The organism is Actinophytocola algeriensis (assembly GCF_014203735.1).
Lineage (GTDB): Bacteria > Actinomycetota > Actinomycetes > Mycobacteriales > Pseudonocardiaceae > Actinophytocola > Actinophytocola algeriensis.
The window spans coordinates 1,196,424-1,216,994 of sequence record NZ_JACHJQ010000001.1; the positions used below are offsets into that span (position 1 = coordinate 1,196,424).

Genomic DNA, 20,571 nt, shown 5'->3' on the forward strand with positions numbered 1-20,571 from the left:
CATCGCCAGTGACGTCGTGGGAAGGCCGCAGTTTCGAGGTCACGGTGGGCCAGGTGGCCCACGGCGGCCACTGCGTCGCGAGGCACGAAGGCCGGGTGGTCTTCGTCCGCCACGCCCTGCCGGGCGAACGCGTGATCGCGTCCGTGACCGAGGACCGGGGCGGGTCGTTCTGCCGGGCCGACGCGGTGGAGGTGCTCTCCCCGTCCCCCGATCGAGTGGAACCACCCTGTCCGGTCGCGGTCCCGGGTGGCTGCGGCGGCTGCGACTGGCAGCACGCGACGTGGGACGCGCAGCGCGCGTTGAAGGCGACGGTGGTGGCGGAGCAGCTGTCCCGCCTGGCCGGGGTGACGATGCCGGTGGAGGTGGAGCCGCTGCCGGGCGGTCCGCTGCGCTGGCGCACCCGCGTGCGGATGACCGTCGACCCGGCGGGCCGGCCCGGGTTCCTCGCGCACCGCAGCCACCGCGTGATCCCGGTGTCCGACTGCCCGATCTCCGCGCCGGGCACCGTCGACGAGGTGGTGTCCAGCACCTGGGCTCCCGGTTCGTCACTGACGATCGCGGTGGACGCCACGGCGCACACGCACGTGGGTTCGTCTCCGGTCGCGGTGGAACGGGCGGCGCGGCGCGAGTGGCGGGTGTCGGGTTTCTGGCAGGCACATCCGGACGCGGCGGACGTCTACGCCGAGGTGGTCGCTTCGTGGTCGGGGCTGGCGCCGGGTGAGTCGGCGTGGGACCTGTACGCCGGGGTGGGGTTGTTCGCGGCGGTGCTCGCCGAGCAGGTCGGCCCGTCGGGATCGGTGATGGCGGTCGAGTCCTACCGGCCTGCTGCCGTCGAGGCGGCGGAGAACCTGTCGGACCTGCCGCAGGTGCGGGTGTTCGCGGGACGCGTCGAGGCGGTGCTGGGGGCAGGCGCGGGCCCGGACCCGTCGGTGGTCGTGCTCGACCCGCCCCGGCGGGGTGCGGGCAAGCAGGTGGTGGACGCGATCGTGGCGCGCGGGACCTCCCGGGTCGTGTACGTGGCGTGCGACCCGGCGGCGCTGGCCAGGGACGTGTCCACGTTCCACGGCCACGGCTTCACCCTGACGCGGCTACGGGCATTCGACGCCTTCCCGATGACGCACCACGTGGAGTGCGTTGCGCTGCTGGAGCGTTAGCGCCGCTGCTCGTCCGGCGGGAACGGCGTGGCGGGCACCCCGAAACCGCGCGGGGCGGGCTTGCCTTCCGCCTCGGCGATCTGCCCACCGAACCAGGACTCGCCGCCCTGGGGCGTGTTCGCGGTCTGACCGAACGGCCCGGCCGGGACGTCCTGCGGTGGGGCCGGTTCGCCGCTGCCCTGCTGGCCGAAGGGAGCCGCGGCTTCCCTGGGCTGCGGTTGGCCGCTGAAGGGGCCTGCCGGGACGCCGGGTGGTGGGGTCGGTTGGCCGCTGCCCTGCTGGCCGGAGGGGCCCGCTGGGATGCCGGGTGGTGGGGTCGGTTCGCCGACGCTCTGCTGGTTGTAGGGGGCTGCGGTGTCCCGGTGCTGCGGTTGCTCTGCTGGTTGGCCGCCGAAGGGGCCCGCTGGGATACCCGGCGGTGGGGTCGGTTCGCCGTTGCCCTGCTGGTTGAAGGGGGCTGCGGTTTCCCCGGGCTGCGGTTGGCCGCTGAAGGGGCCCGCTGGGATGCCGGGTGGTGGGGTTGGTTCGCCGACGCTCTGCTGGCTGTAGGGGCCTGCGTTGTCCCGGTGCTGCGGTTGTCCTGCTGGTTGGCCGCCGAAGGGGCCCGCGGGGATGCCCGGCGGTGGGGTCGGTTCGTTCCCGGCAGGCTGCCCGCCGAAGGGGTTTGCCGGGATGCCGGGCGGTGGGGTCGGTTCGCCGGTGCCCTGCTGGTTGTAGGGGCCTGCCGCTTCGCCAGGCTGTTGTTGTCCCGTTGGCTGCCCGCCGAAGAGGCCCGCGGGGATGCCCGGTGGTGGGGTTGGCTCGCCGGGCTGCGAAGGCCCGGCTGCGTGGCCGCCGAAGGTGCCTGGCCGTGGGGGCTGTTCCCCACCAGGAGCGGGCTGCGAGTGCCCTTGGCCGCCGAAGGGGCCCGCCGGGGTGCCCGGTTGCGGGGTCGGCCGGCCGCCGAACTGGCCTGCCGGGGCGCCCGGCGGTGGGGTCGGTTCGCCGCCACCCTGCTGCCCGCCGAACGGGCCCGAGGGGACGCCACGCGGCGGGGTCGGCTCGCTGGCCCGCTGCGGGTGCTGTCCCGGCTGGCCGCCGAACTGTCCTGGCGGCGGGGCCTGCCGGCCGCCGGACGGGCCCGCGGGGATGCCGGGCGGCGGGGTCGGTTGCCCGGCCGCTTCGTTCGCGGCGGCGGGCTGGAGCGGCGGAAGGCCCGCGCGCTGGCGCAGCCAGTCCGGGATGTTCTCGTCCGCGCGGGGGAAGAACTTCAGCTCGTCCGCGAAACCGATGGGCGGGGGCACCCGCCGCCAGCGAGGCTCCGCGTCCGGTTCGAACTCGGCGCTGAAGGAGCTCGGTGGCTCCAGCAGGTAGACACCCGACAGCCACGTCCCCCGGCCAGGGCGGTACATGCCCTGCCGCAGCCTGCCGAGGCCCTCGACGACCTCCTGCGGCGGCCGGACCGGGTGCTCTGCCCCGTCGGGGCCCGTCACGAAGACGTCGACCTCGATGTGGCGGCCTGCCGACCGGTACTCGGCTCTGACGCGCTGCCAGCCCTCTCCGGCCACGGTCAACAACGACCGCCCCACCTGCCTAGTCAGCTGGTCCTGCTCCGCCTGCGCCATCACCGGCTGCGGCTCGGTCACTGCTCGATCCCCACCCTCTTGTGCCGAACGTGAGCTCTGACCTTACCGAATCACAAAGTCGGGTTCGGACCGAACGACAGTCCCAACTGGAACGGGTGCACACCCCACGTGGACACGGCGAACCTCGTGAGCAACCCCGACGCCCGGACGGTCTGGTCCGTGGCCGGGCTCGCCAGCACCTGGGTGTTCCCCTCCACCGGCTGCTGGTCCCGCCACACCGGCGCACCCTCGGGCACCGGCGACGCCTCGACGACCGAGTGCCACTCGCGGCCGTCGGTCCTCAGCATGACCAGCACGACCGGGGTCATCGGGATCTGCCAGCCACCGGTCTCGACCGCCACGAACTCGCTGCGCCGGACCGCCGCCAGCACCACCTCGCCGAGCCACGTGTACAGCTCGGACAGCGCCTTGTCGTCGACCGCGGCGTACGCCTCCTCCTCCGTCGCCGGGGTGAGCTGGGTGCTGGTGCCGCCGAGGTGGCCGGTCTCGTCTCGGTAGCGGTCCATGAGGAACAGCGTGCCGCGGGACGGGCTGAACATCGCCGCCTCGCGGAAGCGCTTGGAGTCGATCTCCGAGCGGGACTCCACCCCCGCGCCGAGCCGCGCGCGGACGGCCTCCGGGTCGCCCATGCGCCAGTACGTGACTCCGTTCTCCTGCCACAGCGGGAGGTAACCCGCGAGGGGGAGGCCGACGAGCACGGTGTGCAGAACGTCACCTTCCTGCACCGGCGGCTCCGGCGAAGGCGATGGCTCCGGCGAAGGCGCCGGTGACGGTGACGGTGACGGTGATGGCTCCGGCGGTGGCGAAGGCGTCGGTGATGGCGCGGCGGCAGGTTCGGCAGCGGGCGCCGGGGGAGTCCGCGGCGTCGCGGGCCCGTACGGGGGTAACGCCGCGAACTGCGGGTCCACCTGCGCGGTGGCGAGCATGTGGTGTGCCCACGCGCGCGCCCTGGTCAGCGGGTGGTCGGGGAACTGCTGGTCCCAGCTCGCCTCGTCGGCCACGTTGTACGGCAGCTGCCCGCGCACGTCCGGGGCGTACGGGTGCGGCGGGAAGCAGTTCTCGAACCCGACCTGCGAGGCGACCGTCGACTCGCGCTGCCCGGTCATCTGGCCCTCCGCGCACTGGATGCGCAGCACAGCGCTGCAGCCCGCGCGCGGGACGGTGAACGCGGCGATGAACGCCAGGCCGGTGTCCTGACCGGGGATCGGCAGCTTGATCAGCTGGAACAGCGCGGGTACCCCACCGAGCCGCACGACGTGCGCCTCGATGATCGAGCCGGTCTCCGCGGTCTCCTCGGCCAGCTTTCTCCGCAGCAGGGGGAGGTCGTCGAACGGCGCGGGGATGTCGGGCACCATGCCGATGTAGGTGAGACTGACTTGGTCGCCGGTTCGTGGGTCGAACCAGGTTCGCTCGTCGTGTCGCTCCATGCCGGCGGTGTCGAATGCGACTGGCACCCGGCCGAGTGTAGGGCCGGACGCCGCCCGCGCGTGCGCTCGTAGACTGGCCGGGACCGGCGCGACGTCCCGCGATCTGAGAACTGAGGTGACCAGCGGTGACCGACGAGGAGTCCCTGCTCGGCACGGTGCATGGCCCGGCGGACCTGAAAAGGTTGCCAGGAGAGCAGTTGCCGAGGCTCGCGAACGAGATCCGCGAGTTCCTCGTCGACAAGGTGACGACCACGGGCGGTCATCTCGGGCCCAACCTGGGTGTGGTGGAGCTGACCATGGCGATCCACCGCGTCTTCGACTCGCCCGACGACCCGGTGATCTGGGATGTCGGTCACCAGGCCTACGTGCACAAGATCCTCACCGGCCGCCAGGACGGCTTCGACCGGCTGCGGATGGTCGAGGGCATGTCCGGCTACCCGAGCCGCGCCGAGAGCGAGCACGACTTCGTGGAGAGCAGCCACGCCTCCTCCGCGCTGTCGTACGCGGACGGCTTCGCCAAGGCGTTCGAGCTGCGCGGGGAGAAGCGCTGCGTGGTGGCCGTCGTCGGCGACGGCGCGCTGACCGGCGGCATGTGCTGGGAGGCCCTCAACAACATCGCGGCAGGCAAGAACCGCCCGATGGTGATCGTCGTCAACGACAACGGCCGCTCCTACTCGCCGACCATCGGCGGCCTGGCCGACCACCTCGCGTCGCTGCGCCTGTCGCCGGGCTACGAGCGGTCGCTCGAGGCAGGCAAGCGGATGTTGCAGGGCACGCCCGTCGTGGGCAAGCCGCTGTACGCGGCGCTGCACGCGGCCAAGCGCGGCATCAAGGACGCGATCTCCCCGCAGGTGATGTTCGAGGACCTCGGCCTGAAGTACTTCGGCCCGGTCGACGGCCACGACTTCGCCGCGCTCGACGCCGCGCTGCGCCGCGCCAAGGAGTTCGGCGGCCCGGTGATCGTCCACGTCGCGACCTGCAAGGGCCGCGGCTACCCCCTCGCCGAGAACGACGAGGTGGACCAGATGCACCAGACCGACCCGATCGACCCGGTCACCGGCAAGCTGACCACCGCGAAGGGCGCCGCGTCGTGGACGTCGGTGTTCGCCGACGAGCTGGCGCGGATCGGCGAGTCGCGCCCGGACGTCGTGGCGATCACGGCGGCGATGCTGCGGTCGACGGGCCTCGCGAAGTTCGCCGAGGCGTACCCGGACCGCTGGTTCGACGTCGGCATCGCCGAGCAGCACGCGGTCACGTCCGCGGCGGGCATGGCGATGGCCGGGCTGCACCCGGTGGTCGCGATCTACTCGACGTTCCTGAACCGCGCGTTCGACCAGCTGCTGATGGACGTGGCGCTGCACCGGCTGCCGGTCACGCTGATCCTCGACCGCGCCGGCGTCACCGGCCCGGACGGCGCCAGCCACCACGGCATGTGGGACCTGTCGATCCTCGGTGCCGTGCCGGGCATCAGGGTCGCCGCACCCCGCGACGCGGTGACGCTGCGCGAGGAGCTGAACGAGGCCGTCGCCGTGAAGGACGGCCCGACCGCGCTGCGCTTCCCGAAGGCGTCGGTCGGCGGCGAGGTCGCGGCGCTGGAGCGGCGCGGCCTGGTGGACGTGCTGCGCAGGCCCGCCCCGCACGAGTCGGCAGACGTGCTGCTGGTGACTGTCGGCGCGCTGGCCGAGCTGGGCATGGCCGCCGCGGACCGGCTGTCCGACCAGGGCATCGGCGTGACGGTCATCGACCCGAGGTGGGTGGCCCCGGTCCCCGCGGACCTGGTCCCGCTGGCCGCCGCGCACCGCCTGGTCGTCACGGTCGAGGACAGCGGCCGCCACGGCGGCTTCGGCTGGTCCCTGGCCGCGACCCTGCGCGACGCGGACGTCGACGTGCCGCTGCGGGACGTCGGCCTGCCGCAGGAGTTCCACCCGCAGGGGACGCGGAACGAGGTGCTGGTGCAGCTCGGCATGACCGCGCAACAGGTGGCCCGCCGCGTCACGGAGTGGATCGCGACCCGCACCGACACCCCCGCCCCGGCCGAACTGCCCTGAAGCTCCTTCAGGGCATCCGGGGGGCTGGGGTGGCCCAGCTCGCCAGGAGGTTCATCGCCTCGCGGGAAGGCGTTCCCGGTTCCGTCGTGTAGACGAACAGGGTCTGGTCCCGGTCGCCGGGCATGGTGAGGGTCTCGTACTGGACGGACACCTCGCCCACGACCGGGTGCCGCAGCCGCTTGGTGCCGTGCGTGCGCTGGTAGACGCCGTGTTCCTCCCACCACCCTCGGAACTCCGGGCTGCGGGCCGCGAGCTCGGTCACCAGCTCCCGCGCGTCGCCGCCGTGCTCCAGGCGGAGGTTCTCCACACACACCCGGGCCTGCTCGTCCCAGTCCACGAACAGCGTCCGCGCCGCCTCGTCCAGGAAGAGCCACCGCGCGTAGTTGCGCTCGAGAGGCCGCATCGCGTCGAAGTCGGTGAACAACGTTCTCGCCAGGCGGTTGCTCGCCAGCACGTCGGTGCGCCTGCCCAGGACCAGCGCCGGGTGGCTGTCCAGGGAGTCCAGGAACTGGTGCAGGCCCGGCCGCACGCGCTGCACGGCCCGGGTCCGCCGCGTGGTCGTGGTGCCGACCAGGTGACCGAGGTGCGTCCGCCCCGCCTCGTCCAGCCCCAGTGCTCGTGCCAGCGCGTCGAGCACGCTCGCCGACGGGGTGATCCGCCGTCCCTGCTCCAGGCGCGCGTAGTAGTCGGTCGAGACGCCGGCCAGCAGCGCCACCTCCTCGCGCCGCAGGCCCGGGACGCGCCGGATCCGGCCGTCGTGCGGAAGCCCGGCCCGGGCCGGGTCCACCCTGCTCCGCGCCCGCCGGAGGAAGTCGGCCAGCTCCTGGTTGACCCTCGTCATCCCACCATCGTGCCAAGCCCTCCGCCGTCCCGCCTGGACCTCCGAGTCCTAGGTCGCACAGGGCCGGTCATGGCGCCCACGGGGGCCGAGGAAGTCCTGAGACTGGACGTCGTCATCGACTGAAAGGGCTTCCACCATGTCCACCTGGTTCGTCACCGGCACCTCCCGCGGCCTCGGCCTCGAGCTCGTGAAGCAGCTCCTGGACCGCGGCCACGACGTCGCCGCCACCACCCGCTCGACCGCACGCCTCACCACGGCGCTGGCAGGCGCCGACACCACGCGGCTCCTGCCCATCGAGCTCGACCTGGCCGACGAGCGGGCCGTCGCCGCCGCCGTCACGGCCACCACCGGGCGCTTCGGCGGTCTCGACGTCGTCGTGAACAACGCGGGCTACGGCTTCCTCGCCGCCGTCGAGGAGACCACCGACGCCGACGCCCGCGCCATGTTCGACGTCCAGGTGTTCGGCGTCTGGAACGTGCTCCGCGCCGCGCTCCCCGTCCTGCGCGCACAGCGCGGTGGGCACGTCGTCAACGTCTCCTCGATCCTGGGCCTCACCGCCCTGCCCGGCTGGGGCCTGTACTGCGCGGGCAAGTTCGCGCTGGAGGGCCTGACCGAGTCGCTCGCGGCCGAGGTCGCGGACCTCGGGATCACGGTGACCGCCGTGGAGCCCGGCTACTTCCGCACCGGCTTCCTCACCACGGACTCCCTGGCGCTGCCCGCCGAGACCGCGGACGGCTACGCGGACATCCGCGAGACGACCCGTGACCACCTGGCACTGCAGGGCAGCCAGCTCGGCGACCCCGTCAAGGGCGCCACCGCCATCGTGTCCCTCGTCGAGTCGGGTGACGGGCCGCGACACCAGCTCCTCGGGTCCGACGCCTGCGTCTACGCCACCGCGAAGGTGAAGGCCCTCACCGAGGACATCGACGCGGGCCGCGAGCTGGCGCACTCGACGGACCACGCGTGAGCCTCACGCCCCGCGGGCGGCGCGGACGATCGGGGCCACCTCGCTCAGCTGCAGCCAGTCCGGGAGGCCGCGGACGATCCAGCGGGCGCCGGTGAGGTTGATGTCGCCTGTGCGGAGGGCGTGACGGAACTCGATCTCGCCCTCCCACATGCGGTACAGGGTGGGCAGGTCGGCGGCCAGTACGGCGTCGATGTCGAAGCCCGGGTCGGTGTAGCAGACCGACGCGTCGCCCGGTTCCAGGACCAGCCAGTACGTGCGGCGGCGGTCGGCGATCTCCACCTGGATCACGGCGCGCTTGGTCACCGCGCTGGTGTCGATGCGGCCGTGCATCCACCACAGGAGCAGCTCCGGGTCCAGCTCCTCCGGTCGCGGGTCGCCGAACGCGTGGCGGGCGCCCCAGTCGGCCAGGCCGAACACGAGCGGGCGCAGGTCCGTGCCGGCACTGGTCAGGGCGTAGCCGTCGGGGGTGCGGCGCACCAGGCCCGCGTTGACCAGCTGGCGCAGCCGCCGGGACAGCAGCGCGCGCGACAACCCGGGCAGGCCGCGGGCCAGTTCGTTGAAACGGGTGGCGCCGATGAGCATGTCCCGCACGATCAGCAGCGTCCACCGGTCGCCGAGCACCTCGACGGCCCGCACGATCGGGCAGTACTGCGCGTAGGTCCTCATGCCCAGTGGTCGCAGCCGCCGCGCGACCGTTACGGGCGCGGTTCAGTTTCTGCACTACTCGTGGGCCCCGGGCGTTCCTAGCGTCTCCGCCATGACAACCACTGTGGACACTTTCACCGAACTCGCCGCGCGGATCGGCGCCGTCGCGCAGGAGCACGCCGCCGAGCACGACCGGGACGCCACGTTCGTCACCGAGGCCTACGACGCCATGCGAGAGCACGGCTACCTGAGATTAGCCGTGCCCGCCGAACTGGGCGGGCTCGGCGCGTCCATGCGGCAGGTCTGCCACGCGCAGGCCGAACTGGCCAGGCACGACGGCGCCACCGCGCTGTCCGTGGCCATGCACCAGTACCTGACGCTCGTGCAGGCCTACCGCTACCGCAAGGGCGCCCCCGACGCGGCGGGAGTGCTGCGCCGCGTCGCCGACGAGGGCATCGTCATCGCCACCAGCGGCGGCTCGGACTGGCTGTGGCCGACGACGAGAGCAGTGCCGGTCGACGACGGGTTCCTCGTGACCGGCCGCAAGGTCTTCTGCAGCCAGTCGCCGGCCGCGACGGTCGTCGCCACGTGTGCCGTGCTCGGCGAGCCGGGGGAGGACGCACAGGTCCTGCACTTCAGCGTGCCGCTCGCCGCGCCGGGCGTCCGGCTCGAGGAAACCTGGGACACGCTCGGCATGCGCGGCACCGCCAGCCACGACGTGGTGCTGGAGGACGTGTTCGTGCCGGCCGACAAGATCGCCGGGCGCAGGCCGTACGGGGAGCTGGGCGCCCCGCTGCTCACCGCGACCGTCCACTTCGCACCCGTCGGCGGCGCGACCTACCACGGCATCGCGGCCGGGGCGCGGGACCGGGCGGTGCGGTCGATCGAAGCCGGCAACCGCGGCCCGATGCCGCTGACCGCGCTGCCGCGCGTGCACCGGCAGGTCGGCCTGATGGACGCGAAGCTGAGTACCTCGTGGTGGTCCCTGATGGGCGCGCTGGACGACCTGGGCGACGACTACGTGGCCGACGCCAGGACCCTCGCCACGGTCATGCTGGCGAAGCGTCAGGCGGTCCTGTCGGCCATCGAGGTCGTCGACCTGGCGATGGACGTCATGGGCGGCCGCTCGTTCTTCCGCCGCTCCGGCATGGAACGCGCCTACCGCGACGTCCGCGCGGGCACCTTCCACCCGCTCACCCCCGAGGCCACGCTCACCTATGCGGGCAAGGTCGCGCTGGGCGACCCAGGCGTGGCGGAGTGAGGCCTCGCGACACCGTCACGCCGAGTTGTGGCACCTTTGTGGGGTGCGGATTCTGATCGTCGAGGACGAAGAACCCCTGGCCGACGCCATCGCCAGGGGGCTTCGTCGTGAAGGCATGGCCGTGGACGTCGCCCTCGACGGCGACGAGGGCCATGAGAAGGCCAGCGTCACCCGGTACGACGTGGTGGTGCTCGACCGGGACCTGCCCGGCATGTCCGGGGACGAGCTGTGCCGCGAGATCGTCGCCTCCGGGGCGCTGACCAGGGTGATCATGCTGACGGCCAGTGGTTCGGTCGCCGACCGCGTGGAGGGCCTGTCCCTCGGCGCGGACGACTACCTGGCCAAGCCGTTCGCGTTCGACGAGCTGGTCGCGCGGGTGCGGGCGCTGGCCCGCCGCTCGACGCCGGTCACGCCGCCGGTGCTGCGGGCCGGTGACGTCGAGCTGGACCCGGCGCGCAGGACCGTCACCCGCGCGGGCACGCAGGTGGAGCTGACCCGCAAGGAGTTCGGCGTCCTCGAGGTGCTGCTCGCCGCGAGCGGGTCGGTGGTCTCCAGCGAGGAGCTGCTCGAGCGGGTCTGGGACGAGCACGCCGACCCGTTCACCACGACCGTCCGCGTGACCGTCATGACCCTGCGCAAGAAGCTCGGTGAGCCCGGCATCATCGACACCGTGGTCGGCTCCGGCTACCGGGTGCCCGCGGCGGCCAGGGTGGAGTGACCGGTACACGGCGGGGTCCCGGTCTGCGCGCCAGGATCACGCTCCTCGCCACCGGGCTGGTCGCGGTCGTCGCCGCGCTGCTCCTGTGGCTGGCCTGGATCCTCGCGGGCGACTCCGTCAACGCGCCATCGCTGCCGGACGGCACGACGGTCATCGTCGGCGGCACGCCGGTGCGGGCGGAGGACCTCACCGAGGTGCTCCGCGACAGCGCCCGCTTCCGGATCCTGGTGGCGGGGTCCATCGCGTTCGTGTGCGTGATCGGCGCGACCGCGCTGCTCGCGTGGACGTTCACCGGCCGGGTGCTCAAACCGCTGCGGGACGTCACCGGCACCGCCCGCCGCCTGTCCGCCGAGTCCCTCGAGGAGCGGATCGCGCTGCGCGGCCCCCGGGACGAGGTCGCCGAGCTGGCCGACACGTTCGACGCCATGCTCGACCGGCTGCAGGCCACCTTCGCCGCGCAGCGCCAGTTCGTCGCCAACGCCTCCCACGAGCTGCGCACCCCGCTGTCGGTGATCCGCACCGAGCTGGACGTGACGTTGTCCGACCCGGACGCGGACGCCGACGAGCTGCGCCGCATGGCAGGTGTGGTCCGCGACGCGACCCTGCGCGCCGGACAGCTGGTCGACGCGCTGCTGCTGCTCGCCCGCACCGACGGCATGGGCCTCGGCGCGCTCGAACGCGTCGACCTCGCGGCCGTGGTCGGCAGCGCGTGGCAGGCCGTGCGGGCCGAGGCGGAGGGGCGGCACCTGCGCACGTCGTTCGCCTGCGCGGCGGCGCCCTCGGCCGGCGACCCGGCGCTGCTGGAACGCGTCGCGGGCAACCTTCTGGAGAACGCCGTCCGGCACAACGTGGACGGCGGCTGGCTCGACGTCCGCACCGTGGCGGGCCCGAACTGGGTGACGCTGCGGGTGTCGTCGTCGGGGACGGCGGTAGACCCGGAGCGGGTGGAGGAGCTGTTCGAGTCGTTCCGCCGCGGCGGCGTGGACCGGACCGCGCACTCCGGCACGGGGCTGGGCCTGGCGATCGTGCGCGCGGTCGTGAAGGCGCACCACGGCACGGTGTCCGCGGAAGCCGTGGTGGGCGGCGGTCTCACGGTGACCGTGCACCTGCGCGCGGTGCACTGACGGCGCACCGCGGCGCGGCACGCAGGCGGTGCCCACCAACTCGGCGGTGTGCCGGCCGCGAGCACCCACCGGTCATCCCACGCCGAGGCGTTCCGCGAGGGCGATCGCGTCAGCGGGTGCCCGCACCTTCATGTCGTTGTCGAAGTACGCGTACACGTCGAACCCGGCGGCGGTCCAGCCGCGCACCCGCTCCGCCCACCGGTCCAGCTCCTCGTCGGAGTAGCCGCTCGCGTACAGCTCCGTCTCGCCGTGCAGCCGCACGTAGGCGAAGTCGGCCGTCACGTCCTCCAGGTACGGCCACTCCGCGGCGGCGGACGCCGTCACCAGGCCGATGCCGTGCGCACGCAGGAAGTCCGCCAGTGTCGGGTCGACGAAGCTCGGGTGCCGCACCTCCAGCGCGTGCCGGATCGGGAGGTCGGTCTCCGCCTCGGTCAGTGCCCGGCCCGCCAGCCGCTCGTCGTGCTTGCCCGCCAGTACCGCGGCCGCCGCGGTGTCGCGGGGCAGCAGCTCGAAGAAGTCGGCCAGGAGGTCCTGGTCGTACGGGAGGCTCGGCGGGAGCTGCCACAGCACCGGCCCCAGCTTGTCGCCGAGCGCCAGCACCCCGCTCGCGAAGAAGTTCGCGAGCGGCGTCGCCACGTCCCGCAGCCGTTTCATGTGGGTGACGAACCGGCCGCCCTTGACCGCGAACACGAAGTCCCGCGGCGTCTCGTCGCGCCAGCGCCGGTAGTACTCGGGCTTCTGCAGCGAGTAGAACGACCCGTTGATCTCCGCCGAGCCGAGCCGCCGCGACAGGTACTCCAGCTCGCGCCGCTGCGGCAGCCCTTTCGGGTAGAACACGCCCCGCCAGGGCGGGTACCGCCACCCCGACGTGCCGATCCAGACCCTGCCGCGCACACGTCAATGCTCGCAGGGCCGACCGGTTACTGCTCGGCTTCCTTCAGCGCCTGCGACATCGCGTCCATGGTCAGGCCGATCTGCCACTCCCGTGCGCCGCCTGCCCGCAGCGCCGCGGCGACCGAGTCCACCGACAGGTCCTCCGGCGGCCGCCAGCACGTGCGCCGCACCAGGTCCGGCTGCAGCAGGTTCTCCACCGGCAACCGGTTGGCCTCGGCGATCGTCGTGAGCTGCGCCCGCACGGCCGCCAGCCGTGCCGCGGCGGCCGGGTCGCGGTCGTGCCACCGGTTCGCGGGCGGCGGGCCCTCGTGCGGCGGGGACGGGTCGGGCAGCTCGGACTTCGGCAGCTTCGCCGCGGTGCGCAACGCCCGCGACCACACGTCCACGATCCGCCGCTGCGCCCGGCCCCGGAACACCGGCAGCTCCAGCAGCGCCTGCTCGTCGGCGGGCATCACGGTCGCGGCCTGCACGATCGACGAGTCCGGCAGGACCCGGCCCGGCGCGATGTCACGCTGCCGGGCGATGGCGTCCCTGGCCTCCCACAACGCGCGCACGGCCCCGAGCCCTCGGGCCGAGCGCACCCGGTGGATGCCGGAGGTCCGCCGCCATGGTTCCGCACGCGGCGGCGCGGGCGGTGCGGTGCGGAGTGCCTCGAACTCCTCGAGCGCCCACTCCAGCTTGCCCTGCGACCGGAGTTCCTCTTCGAGGACGTCCCGCAGCTGGATCAGCAGCTCCACGTCCAGTGCCGCGTAGTCCAGCCAGTCCTGCGGGAGCGGGCGGCGGGACCAGTCGGCGGCGCCGTGGCCCTTCTCGAGCCGGTAGCCGAGCAGCAGCTCGACGAGCGTGCCCAGCGCGACCCGCTCGTACCCGGCGAGACGCCCGGCCAGCTCGGTGTCGAACAGCCGTTCGGGCCGCAGCCCCAGCTCGGCGAGACAGGGGAGGTCCTGGGAGGCGGCGTGCAGCACCCACTCGGTGCCGGACAGCGCCTCGATGAAGGGGTCGATACGGTCGTCGACCGCGACCGGGTCGAGCAGGAACGAGCCCGCGCCTTCCCTGCGCACCTGCACGAGGTAGGCGCGCTGGGAGTACCGGTAGCCGGACGCGCGCTCGGTGTCCACGGCGATCGGGCCGTGGCCCGCCGCCAGGGCGTTCGACGCGTCTCGCAGCGCGCGAGGCGTCTCCACGACGTCCGGCGTGCCCTCTGCCGGCTGTTTCAGCAGCACCGGCTCAGGCAGTGCCTCCTCAGCTGATCCCGTCCCCGTGTCCTCCACGGCCGATGACCATACGGGACGACTGCGCCGCTTCGGCAGGCAGCGACCTGTTGGTGACCCTCAGTGTCGAGTTTCTTTCCGCGAACCGCACCCACAACCCACTTCGGCCGGACCTGCGAATGCCCTCGCAAGCCCGGCCGAAAGGGTTCTGCTCAGCGAATCACGCCTGCGCGCATGGCCAGTGCGACCATTTGCGCTCGGTCACCGGTGCCCAACTTCCTGCCGATCCGCGAGAGATGGGACTTGACCGTCAGTGCTGACAGGTTGAGTCCCTCGCCGATCTCTTTGTTGGACTGCCCGTCGGCGACGAGCTGTAGCACCTCCACCTCGCGAGCGGAAAGCTCACGCGGTGTGTTGTCGGTGCCGGGAACCCGCGTGCCCGTGGCGAGGATCGGCGCGACACTCGGGTCGGCGTAGACGCCGCCTTCGAGCACACGACGAACCCCGTCGGTCACCACCACCGGCGACGCCGACTTCAGCAGGTAGGCCTGAGCCCCTGCTTGGAAGGCCGAACGCACGGCGTACGGGTCATCGGACGAAGCCAGCACCACGATGCGGGGCCAACCATGGCCACGCAGCTCGGTAACCAGCTCAATCCCACTGCCGTCCGGCAGTCCGAGATCGAGGATCGCGAGATCGCACGGGCCAGTGGCCAATGCTCGCGCCCTCGCCTCAGCCACCGTGGCAGCTTCATGGACGGTGCCCGCACCCATCTGGGTCAACCGGGCAGCTATCGCCTCCCTTAGTAACGGATGGTCATCGACCACCAGTACTGAGAACAGCTCCTCCCGCGGATGCGGGACCATACTCGCCGGCAAGACACCGGCTGGCGTGGTTCGAGCGGCCTGACCTAAGCCGACGGCAGCCACGTCACTACCTCCCTGGAGTCGGTCGTGCCCCCCGACCTACACCGGGACCTTCGGCCAAACAGCCGCGCCGCCATTGGACCGAAAGTGGTGTCGACATCGGCAGCCTAGCCCCCCAAGCGGGTTAGCGGGATGATCAATTCGTTATCTATCCAATCGAGACATCACTCGGGCGGGGAGATGTAACACGATCGGGTGACTTCACGTTGGTGACGTAACGTCTATGCCTCTCAACTCGATGAAACGAGGTCGCGGTAGTGCACGGTGCTTCCTTCGAACGGGCCCGGGAGTTGCTCAAGACCACCCCGTTGGTCGATGGACACAACGACCTCCCCTGGGCGTTGCGCGTACTCCCTGAGGTCGACGAGACCCGATCGGCTGCTTTCGGGGTGGATTTGGAGCAATCACAGCCGGGGCTCCATACCGACTTCCCCCGGTTGCGGGCAGGCGGGGTCGGCGTTCAGTTCTGGAGCGTTTACGTTCCGTGTCGGCTGACCGGTGACTCTGCGGTTACGGCGGTCATCCAGCAGGCCGAACTGGTACACACCCTCGCGGCCCAATATCCGTCGCAACTGCGAATCGCCGGAACGGCCGCGGAGGCCCGCGCCGCGTTCGCCGACGGCCGGATCGCGTCGTTCCTCGGCGCCGAGGGCGGTCATTCGATCAACGAGTCGCTCGGTGTGCTCCGGGCGCTCCACCGCCTCGGCGTCCGGTACATGACCCTCACCCACAACGACAACACCCCGTGGGCCGACTCCGCCACGGACGAGCCGTCGGTCGGCGGTCTCTCCGACTTCGGGCGGGAGGTGGTCCGCGAGATGAACCGCATCGGCATGCTCGTGGACCTGTCCCACGTCGCGGCGACCACGATGCGTGACGCCCTCGACGTCGCCGAGGCCCCGGTGATCTTCAGCCACTCGTCGTGCCGGGCCGTCGCCGACCACCCCCGCAACGTCCCCGACGACGTGCTCAGGCGCCTTCGCGACAACGGCGGCGTCTGCATGGTGACCTTCGTGCCCGCGTTCGTCTCCCCGGCCCTGGTCGAGTGGGACCACTCGGTCCGCGACGCGATGGCCGCCGCCGGTGCCAAGCACGCCGACCTGGACCAGCGGCAGGAGTTCCTGAAGACGTGGGACGGCCCGAAGCCGCCGAAGGTGGGCCTCGACGCGGTCGTCGCGCACGTGGAGCACGCGCGTGAGGTGGCCGGGATCGACCACATCGGCATCGGCGGGGACTACGACGGGGTCGGTGAGCTGCCGGTCGGGTTGGAGGACGTGAGCACGTACCCGGCCCTGTTCGCGGCCCTGCTGGACCGGGGGTGGACCGAGGAGGAGTGCGCCAAGCTGGCGGGCGAGAACGTCCTGCGCGCCCTCACCGCGGCAGAGGAGTACGCGGCGAAGCAGTAAGCCGCCGAGTGCTGTGAAAGGCGCGTTCGCGGCACGTGGCACAGGCGGCGCCGCGAACGCGCCTTTCACGGCGTGGGCCGACGGGCCTCATCCCGCTTTTCGCGGTACCGCGCGGGATTTCGCGGCTTCGTAGGCCGCTGTCAGTTCACGCGCGACGTTCGCCGGTTCTGTGCGCAGCCGGGACGGAAGGGTCTGCAGCACGACGATCCCCGCTGCGGCGTACCGGGCGTTGCGGCTGATCGTGTCGGCGTAGTCATCGCGCTGGAAGTGGAACTCGTACGAGTCGATCTCCCAGGCGAGGCCGACCTCGGCGAACCACGCGTCCGGCACACCGATGTATGTGCCGTCGGGTGCGGTCACCGGAACGTTTACACCGGATCTGGCAGGCCGGTTCGCTCCCAGACGCGCATCGCGTCGATCTCCGCCACCGACCGGGCGCCTGCGGTGATGTCCTTGAGCACTTGACGGGGCACCGCGGTGCCCCGTCGGCTGCCGGTCTCCAGCTCGTGCACGAGCCACCGTGGCGGCACTCGACCTCGTTGAACGGCTTCGGTGAGCAGCGACCGGACTGGATCGTGGAGCTTGAGCCGCCGTGCGGCGTCGAGCGCCGCCCTGGCGAGGGGCGTGAGCGGCAGGTCGTCTCGGATCACTGGTTTCGGTAGCCGTGTGGTCCGTTCGACGGTCACGTAGTCGGTGCTGTGTGGCCGCCGGTCCGCAGGTACGAGCAGGTGAACGCGGTGGTGGTCGGGCAGGTTGGTCAGACCGTGCCGACGACACGCTTCGAGGCCGGTCACCTGTGCGTCCTGGCCGGCGTACAGCAGTGCCGCCTCGACGAGTTGCCGTCTTGTCGGTGGCATGTTCGTCAGCAGCACGACCCCGGGCAGAGGGCGCTGCCAGGGACCGCCGACCACGCAGCGGCGATAGGCCGTCCGAGACGACACTCCGAGATCCGCGAGCGTGGCCACGCGGATGGCGCCGTGCCGGCTCGCCATCTGCAGCGTCTGGTGGTCGTTCGCCCAGCCTCCTCGTCGCATGCACCAACGATCGACCGATCCGTCGAGAACCTGATCCCGCATGAGCCGGCCTGTGGACAACCGCCCGCCCTGTGGACAACCCGGCACGGGGCCGCGTTCAGCGGTTTTGGACGAGGCCGTGGCCGAGGAGAAGGAGATCGACCGGGTCAGGAGCCGTTGCGTTGGCTGAACATGGTGACGCCCACCGGGGGCAGGCCGACCACGCTGGCCATCAGGTCGAAGAACGCCTCCCCGTGCGGGGCGAGGTTGGCGTCCACCGGGGTCCATGAGGCCCGTAGCTCCAGGTCGTCCGTTCTCGCCGGGCCCGCGATGTCGCCGAAGCGGGCCGACGACGTGTCCGTCACCGTGCCGCCCAGCGCTCGGTACTCGGCGCCCGTGGCGGCCAGGGCGTCCGTGAGCCACGACCAGCCGACGGCAGGCAGCAGCGGATCCGCCGCCAGCTCGGCGTCCAGCTCGGCCCGGACGTAGGTGACGACCCTGAGCACCCCGTCCCAGGCCTCCTGGCCCTCCGGGTCGTGCAACAGGATCAGGCGGCCCGTGCCTAGCTCGTCCGCGGGGCCGTTGACCTCCGCGGAGAACGCGTACGCCCACGGCGCTAGGCGTTGCGGAGCGCGAACGACACCGAGCTGCAACTCGGGCCGCGGTCGCAGCGCTTTCAGAGCGGCGACGGCCTGAGTGAACAGCTCGGGTGCTCCCGACGTACTGGTCACGACTCGTAACTGTAGGACCACCCGAGTCAGTGAGTGGGTGCGGCGCGCCGGAGTCTGTGCGTACTTATGCACACCGACAGTGGGCAATATTGATCTTGGGCCGCTCAGGGTCGTTCGATCGGCGCGTGGCACGCTGATTCCATGACACCGGAAACCACCACGCCCGAGCGCGTGCAGACCGCGCCGCTGCTGGTGGCCGCCGCAGGTGAGAGGCCGAGTCACACGCCGATCTGGTTCATGCGGCAGGCGGGTCGCTCGCTGCCGGAGTACCGGAAGCTGCGCGAGGGCACGGCGATGCTCGACGCCTGCTTCAACCCCGAGATGGTCTGCGAGATCACACTGCAGCCGGTGCGCCGCCACAACGTCGACGCCGCGATCCTGTTCAGCGACATCGTCGTGCCGCTCGTGGCTGCCGGCATCGGCGTGGACATCGTGCCCGGTACCGGGCCCGTGGTGGCGAAGCCGGTGCGGACCGCAGAGGACGTCGCCGCGCTGCCGGACGTGACCGAGGAGGCGCTGCGGCCCGTCGCGCGCGCCATCGGCCTGCTGCGCAACGAACTCGGCGCCACCCCGCTGATCGGGTTCGCGGGCGCGCCGTTCACGCTCGCCTCGTACCTGATCGAAGGCGGGCCGAGCCGCCACCACGAGCGCACGAAGGCGCTCATGCACTCGGACAAGCCGACGTGGCACGCGTTGCTCGACAAGCTGGCCGGCATCACCCGCGAGTTCCTGCGGATGCAGGTCGCGGCCGGGGTGCAGGCGGTGCAGCTGTTCGACTCCTGGGCCGGTGCGCTGTCGGAGCGGGACTACCGCGAGCTGGTGCTGCCGCACTCGACCGCCGTGCTCGGCGCGATGGCGGACGCCGGGGTGCCGAGGATCCACTTCGGCGTCGGCACCGCCGAGCTGCTGCCCGCGATGCGCGAGGCGGGCGCGGACGTCGTCGGCGTCGACTGGCGGCTGCCGCTGGACGAGGCGGCGCGGCGGGTGCCGGGGGCCGTGCTGCAGGGCAACCTGGACCCCGCGCTGCTGCTGGCGGACTTCTCCGTGGTGGAGGCCGAGGTGCGGCGCATCCACGCGGAGGGCAAGGCCGCCGCCGGGCACATCTTCAACCTGGGGCACGGCGTGCTGCCGGAGACCGATCCGGACGTGCTGACGCGGGTCGTCGAGCTGGTGCACAGCCTCGAACCATGAGTCATGTCGTCGTCATCGGTGGTGGCGTTTCCGGGCTGGTGACCGCCTACCGGCTGCGGCAGCGGCTCGGGCCGTCGGCGCGGTTGACGGTGCTGGAGCAGTCGTCGCGGCTGGGCGGGAAGCTGCGGACCGTCGACCTCGACGACGTGCCGACCGACGTCGGCGCGGAGGCGTTCGTGGTGCGCAACCCGGCGGCGGCGCTGCTGGTCGAGGAGCTGGGGCTGTCGATCGTGCACCCGACTGCCGCGTCCGCGACCATCCGGGCCGGTGGCACGACGGCCGGGCTGCCGAGGCGGACCTTCCTCGGCGTGCCCGCCGGGCCGGACGCCGTGCGGGCCGTGCTGTCGGCGGACGCGGTCGCGCGGGTGGCGGCGGAGTCGTCGCTGCCACCGCTGTCGTTGCCGGACGGCGAGGACGCGTCCGTCGGGGAGCTGCTGGCGTCACGGCTGGGCCGCGAGGTGGTCGACCACCTGGTGGAGCCGCTGCTGGGCGGCGTGTACGCGGGCCGTGCCGACCGGCTGGGCCTGCGCGCGACGATGGGCCCGCTGGTGGCGGCGCTCAACGAGAAGGGCTCGCTGACGGCCGCCGCCGACTCGCTGGCGCCACCGCCCGGCGCGCCACGCAAGCCGGTGTTCGGGGCGCTGCCCGGCGGGATGCGCACGCTCATCGACGCGCTGGCGGACCAGTCGAAGGCCGAGATCCGGCTCGGCACGACGGTCCGCCGGCTGGAACGCCCTGAACGCGTCTTTCAGGGCCGGTGGCGGGTCGAGGTGGGGCCGGTGCCGCGGCCCGAGTTCCTCGAGGCCGACGCGGTCGTGGTGGCCGTGCCGCCGCCGGCCGCGCGGAAGCTGCTCGCCGACGTGGTGCCCGCCGCGTCCGCCGCGTACGGGCGGATCGACGTCGGGTCCATGGCGGTCGTGAGCATGGTGCTGCCGTCGGACATCGCCCTGCCGGACGCCAGCGGGGTGCTGCTCGCCGTGGGGGAGCACCACCGCGACGGCACGCCGTTCACGGCGAAGGCGTTCACGTTCACCTCCCGCAAGTGGGGCGGCGACCGGGTGCGGCTGCGGGCGTCCGTGGGGAGGGTCGGCGAGGAGCGGACCCTCCAGCGGGACGAGGACGCGCTGCTGGCCGACGTCCTCGCCGACCTGACCGAACTGTCCGGTGTCGAGGCCGAGCCGGTCGCGTGGACGGTCACCAAGTGGGGCGGCGGGCTGCCGCAGTACGGGGTCGGCCACGGGCGGCTCACCGCCGAGATCGAGCGGGCCGTCGCGGCCGTGCCGGGCCTCGAGGTGACGGGTGCGGCGTTCCGCGGCGTTGGCATCCCGGCCTGCGTGGACGCCGCGAGCGCCGCGGCGGAACGGGTCGTCGACCACCTGGCAGTATGAG

Annotated in this window: 19 protein-coding genes; 9 read left to right on the top strand and 10 right to left on the bottom strand. The window is 72.4% G+C overall.

Annotated elements, in window-relative coordinates; genetic code table 11:
• The first annotated feature begins 8 nt into the window (after window positions 1-8).
• Complete coding sequence (locus FHR82_RS05700; RefSeq protein WP_184809334.1) at window positions 9-1,154, top strand: class I SAM-dependent RNA methyltransferase; 1,146 nt, start codon at window positions 9-11, stop codon at window positions 1,152-1,154.
• Here FHR82_RS05700 and FHR82_RS47250 read toward each other — a convergent pair.
• Together FHR82_RS47250 and FHR82_RS05710 are read right to left on the bottom strand one after the other, a co-directional pair.
• Window positions 1,151-2,779, bottom strand: a complete 1,629-nt coding sequence (locus FHR82_RS47250; protein WP_184809118.1) for a hypothetical protein — start codon at window positions 2,777-2,779, stop codon at window positions 1,151-1,153. The genes FHR82_RS05700 and FHR82_RS47250 overlap by 4 nt on opposite strands.
• A gap of 50 nt (window positions 2,780-2,829) precedes the next feature.
• Window positions 2,830-4,233: a hypothetical protein gene (locus FHR82_RS05710; RefSeq protein WP_184809119.1), complete on the bottom strand. Its 1,404-nt coding sequence runs from the start codon at window positions 4,231-4,233 to the stop codon at window positions 2,830-2,832.
• A gap of 98 nt (window positions 4,234-4,331) precedes the next feature.
• On the opposite strand from FHR82_RS05710, the gene dxs reads away from it, so the two are divergent.
• Complete coding sequence (gene dxs, locus FHR82_RS05715) at window positions 4,332-6,254, top strand: 1-deoxy-D-xylulose-5-phosphate synthase (RefSeq protein WP_311770892.1); 1,923 nt, start codon at window positions 4,332-4,334, stop codon at window positions 6,252-6,254.
• A gap of 7 nt (window positions 6,255-6,261) precedes the next feature.
• Here dxs and FHR82_RS05720 read toward each other — a convergent pair whose 3' ends face one another.
• On the bottom strand, window positions 6,262-7,095 hold the full coding sequence (locus FHR82_RS05720; protein ID WP_184809120.1) for a helix-turn-helix domain-containing protein: 834 nt from the start codon (window positions 7,093-7,095) through the stop codon (window positions 6,262-6,264).
• A 136-nt stretch (window positions 7,096-7,231) separates the two neighbouring features.
• On the opposite strand from FHR82_RS05720, the gene FHR82_RS05725 reads away from it, so the two are divergent.
• Window positions 7,232-8,062 (top strand): SDR family NAD(P)-dependent oxidoreductase, encoded by an 831-nt coding sequence (locus FHR82_RS05725; RefSeq protein WP_184809121.1) that lies wholly within the window; start codon window positions 7,232-7,234, stop codon window positions 8,060-8,062.
• A gap of 3 nt (window positions 8,063-8,065) precedes the next feature.
• Here the strand turns inward: FHR82_RS05725 and FHR82_RS05730 are convergent, their stop codons facing one another.
• Window positions 8,066-8,728 (bottom strand): winged helix-turn-helix transcriptional regulator, encoded by a 663-nt coding sequence (locus FHR82_RS05730; protein WP_184809122.1) that lies wholly within the window; start codon window positions 8,726-8,728, stop codon window positions 8,066-8,068.
• Between the two features lie 91 nt (window positions 8,729-8,819).
• Here FHR82_RS05730 and FHR82_RS05735 point away from each other — a divergent pair, with 91 nt between their 5' ends.
• From FHR82_RS05735 to FHR82_RS05745, 3 genes are read left to right on the top strand one after another with little or no spacing between them, the layout of a single operon-like run.
• The gene (locus FHR82_RS05735) at window positions 8,820-9,968 is read left to right on the top strand and encodes an acyl-CoA dehydrogenase family protein (RefSeq protein ID WP_184809123.1); all 1,149 of its coding nucleotides are present in this window, start codon (window positions 8,820-8,822) and stop codon (window positions 9,966-9,968) included.
• A gap of 43 nt (window positions 9,969-10,011) precedes the next feature.
• Window positions 10,012-10,686, top strand: coding sequence for a response regulator transcription factor (locus FHR82_RS05740; protein WP_184809124.1), 675 nt, complete (start codon window positions 10,012-10,014; stop codon window positions 10,684-10,686).
• A complete protein-coding gene (locus FHR82_RS05745) occupies window positions 10,683-11,810 on the top strand; it encodes a sensor histidine kinase (RefSeq protein ID WP_184809125.1) in 1,128 nt (375 codons plus the stop codon). Before FHR82_RS05740 ends, FHR82_RS05745 begins: the two co-directional genes overlap by 4 nt.
• Window positions 11,811-11,882: 72 nt before the next feature.
• On the opposite strand, the gene FHR82_RS05750 is transcribed toward FHR82_RS05745, so the two are convergent.
• The 3 genes from FHR82_RS05750 to FHR82_RS05760 form a co-directional block, all read right to left on the bottom strand.
• Window positions 11,883-12,704 carry a DUF72 domain-containing protein gene (locus tag FHR82_RS05750; RefSeq protein ID WP_184809126.1) on the bottom strand — a complete coding sequence of 274 codons (822 nt, stop codon included), beginning with the start codon at window positions 12,702-12,704 and terminating at the stop codon, window positions 11,883-11,885.
• Window positions 12,705-12,730: 26 nt separating this feature from the next.
• On the bottom strand, window positions 12,731-13,975 hold the full coding sequence (locus FHR82_RS05755; protein WP_311770893.1) for an HRDC domain-containing protein: 1,245 nt from the start codon (window positions 13,973-13,975) through the stop codon (window positions 12,731-12,733).
• 152 nt (window positions 13,976-14,127) lie between these two features.
• Entirely contained in the window at window positions 14,128-14,844 is a 717-nt protein-coding gene (locus tag FHR82_RS05760; protein WP_184809127.1) for a response regulator, read from the bottom strand.
• 254 nt (window positions 14,845-15,098) lie between these two features.
• On the opposite strand from FHR82_RS05760, the gene FHR82_RS05765 reads away from it, so the two are divergent.
• The gene (locus tag FHR82_RS05765; protein ID WP_184809128.1) at window positions 15,099-16,247 is read left to right on the top strand and encodes a dipeptidase; all 1,149 of its coding nucleotides are present in this window, start codon (window positions 15,099-15,101) and stop codon (window positions 16,245-16,247) included.
• A gap of 87 nt (window positions 16,248-16,334) precedes the next feature.
• Here the strand turns inward: FHR82_RS05765 and FHR82_RS45675 are convergent, their stop codons facing one another.
• The 3 genes from FHR82_RS45675 to FHR82_RS05775 form a co-directional block, all read right to left on the bottom strand.
• On the bottom strand, window positions 16,335-16,607 hold the full coding sequence (locus FHR82_RS45675) for a hypothetical protein (protein ID WP_225943939.1): 273 nt from the start codon (window positions 16,605-16,607) through the stop codon (window positions 16,335-16,337).
• A gap of 8 nt (window positions 16,608-16,615) precedes the next feature.
• On the bottom strand, window positions 16,616-17,281 hold the full coding sequence (locus FHR82_RS05770; protein ID WP_225943938.1) for a hypothetical protein: 666 nt from the start codon (window positions 17,279-17,281) through the stop codon (window positions 16,616-16,618).
• A gap of 146 nt (window positions 17,282-17,427) precedes the next feature.
• Window positions 17,428-17,991, bottom strand: coding sequence for a DUF3000 domain-containing protein (locus FHR82_RS05775; RefSeq protein ID WP_184809129.1), 564 nt, complete (start codon window positions 17,989-17,991; stop codon window positions 17,428-17,430).
• A 141-nt stretch (window positions 17,992-18,132) separates the two neighbouring features.
• On the opposite strand from FHR82_RS05775, the gene hemE reads away from it, so the two are divergent.
• Both hemE and hemG read left to right on the top strand, forming a co-directional pair.
• Window positions 18,133-19,182 (top strand): uroporphyrinogen decarboxylase, encoded by a 1,050-nt coding sequence (gene hemE / locus FHR82_RS05780; protein ID WP_184809130.1) that lies wholly within the window; start codon window positions 18,133-18,135, stop codon window positions 19,180-19,182.
• Window positions 19,179-20,570 carry a protoporphyrinogen oxidase gene (gene hemG / locus FHR82_RS05785; RefSeq protein ID WP_184809131.1) on the top strand — a complete coding sequence of 464 codons (1,392 nt, stop codon included), beginning with the start codon at window positions 19,179-19,181 and terminating at the stop codon, window positions 20,568-20,570. The genes hemE and hemG overlap by 4 nt, the downstream gene beginning before the upstream one ends.
• Window position 20,571: the final 1 nt, after the last annotated feature.

What these genes read in the sequence shown, in the direction of transcription:
- FHR82_RS05720 (WP_184809120.1), bottom strand. Translation starts at nt 7,095, where the DNA reads ATGACGAGGGTCAACCAGGAGCTGGCCGACTTCCTCCGGCGGGCGCGG.
- FHR82_RS05725 (WP_184809121.1), top strand. Translation starts at nt 7,232, where the DNA reads ATGTCCACCTGGTTCGTCACCGGCACCTCCCGCGGCCTCGGCCTCGAG.
- FHR82_RS05730 (WP_184809122.1), bottom strand. Translation starts at nt 8,728, where the DNA reads ATGAGGACCTACGCGCAGTACTGCCCGATCGTGCGGGCCGTCGAGGTG.
- FHR82_RS05735 (WP_184809123.1), top strand. Translation starts at nt 8,820, where the DNA reads ATGACAACCACTGTGGACACTTTCACCGAACTCGCCGCGCGGATCGGC.
- FHR82_RS05770 (WP_225943938.1), bottom strand. Translation starts at nt 17,281, where the DNA reads ATGCGACGAGGAGGCTGGGCGAACGACCACCAGACGCTGCAGATGGCG.
- hemE (WP_184809130.1), top strand. Translation starts at nt 18,133, where the DNA reads ATGACACCGGAAACCACCACGCCCGAGCGCGTGCAGACCGCGCCGCTG.
- hemG (WP_184809131.1), top strand. Translation starts at nt 19,179, where the DNA reads ATGAGTCATGTCGTCGTCATCGGTGGTGGCGTTTCCGGGCTGGTGACC.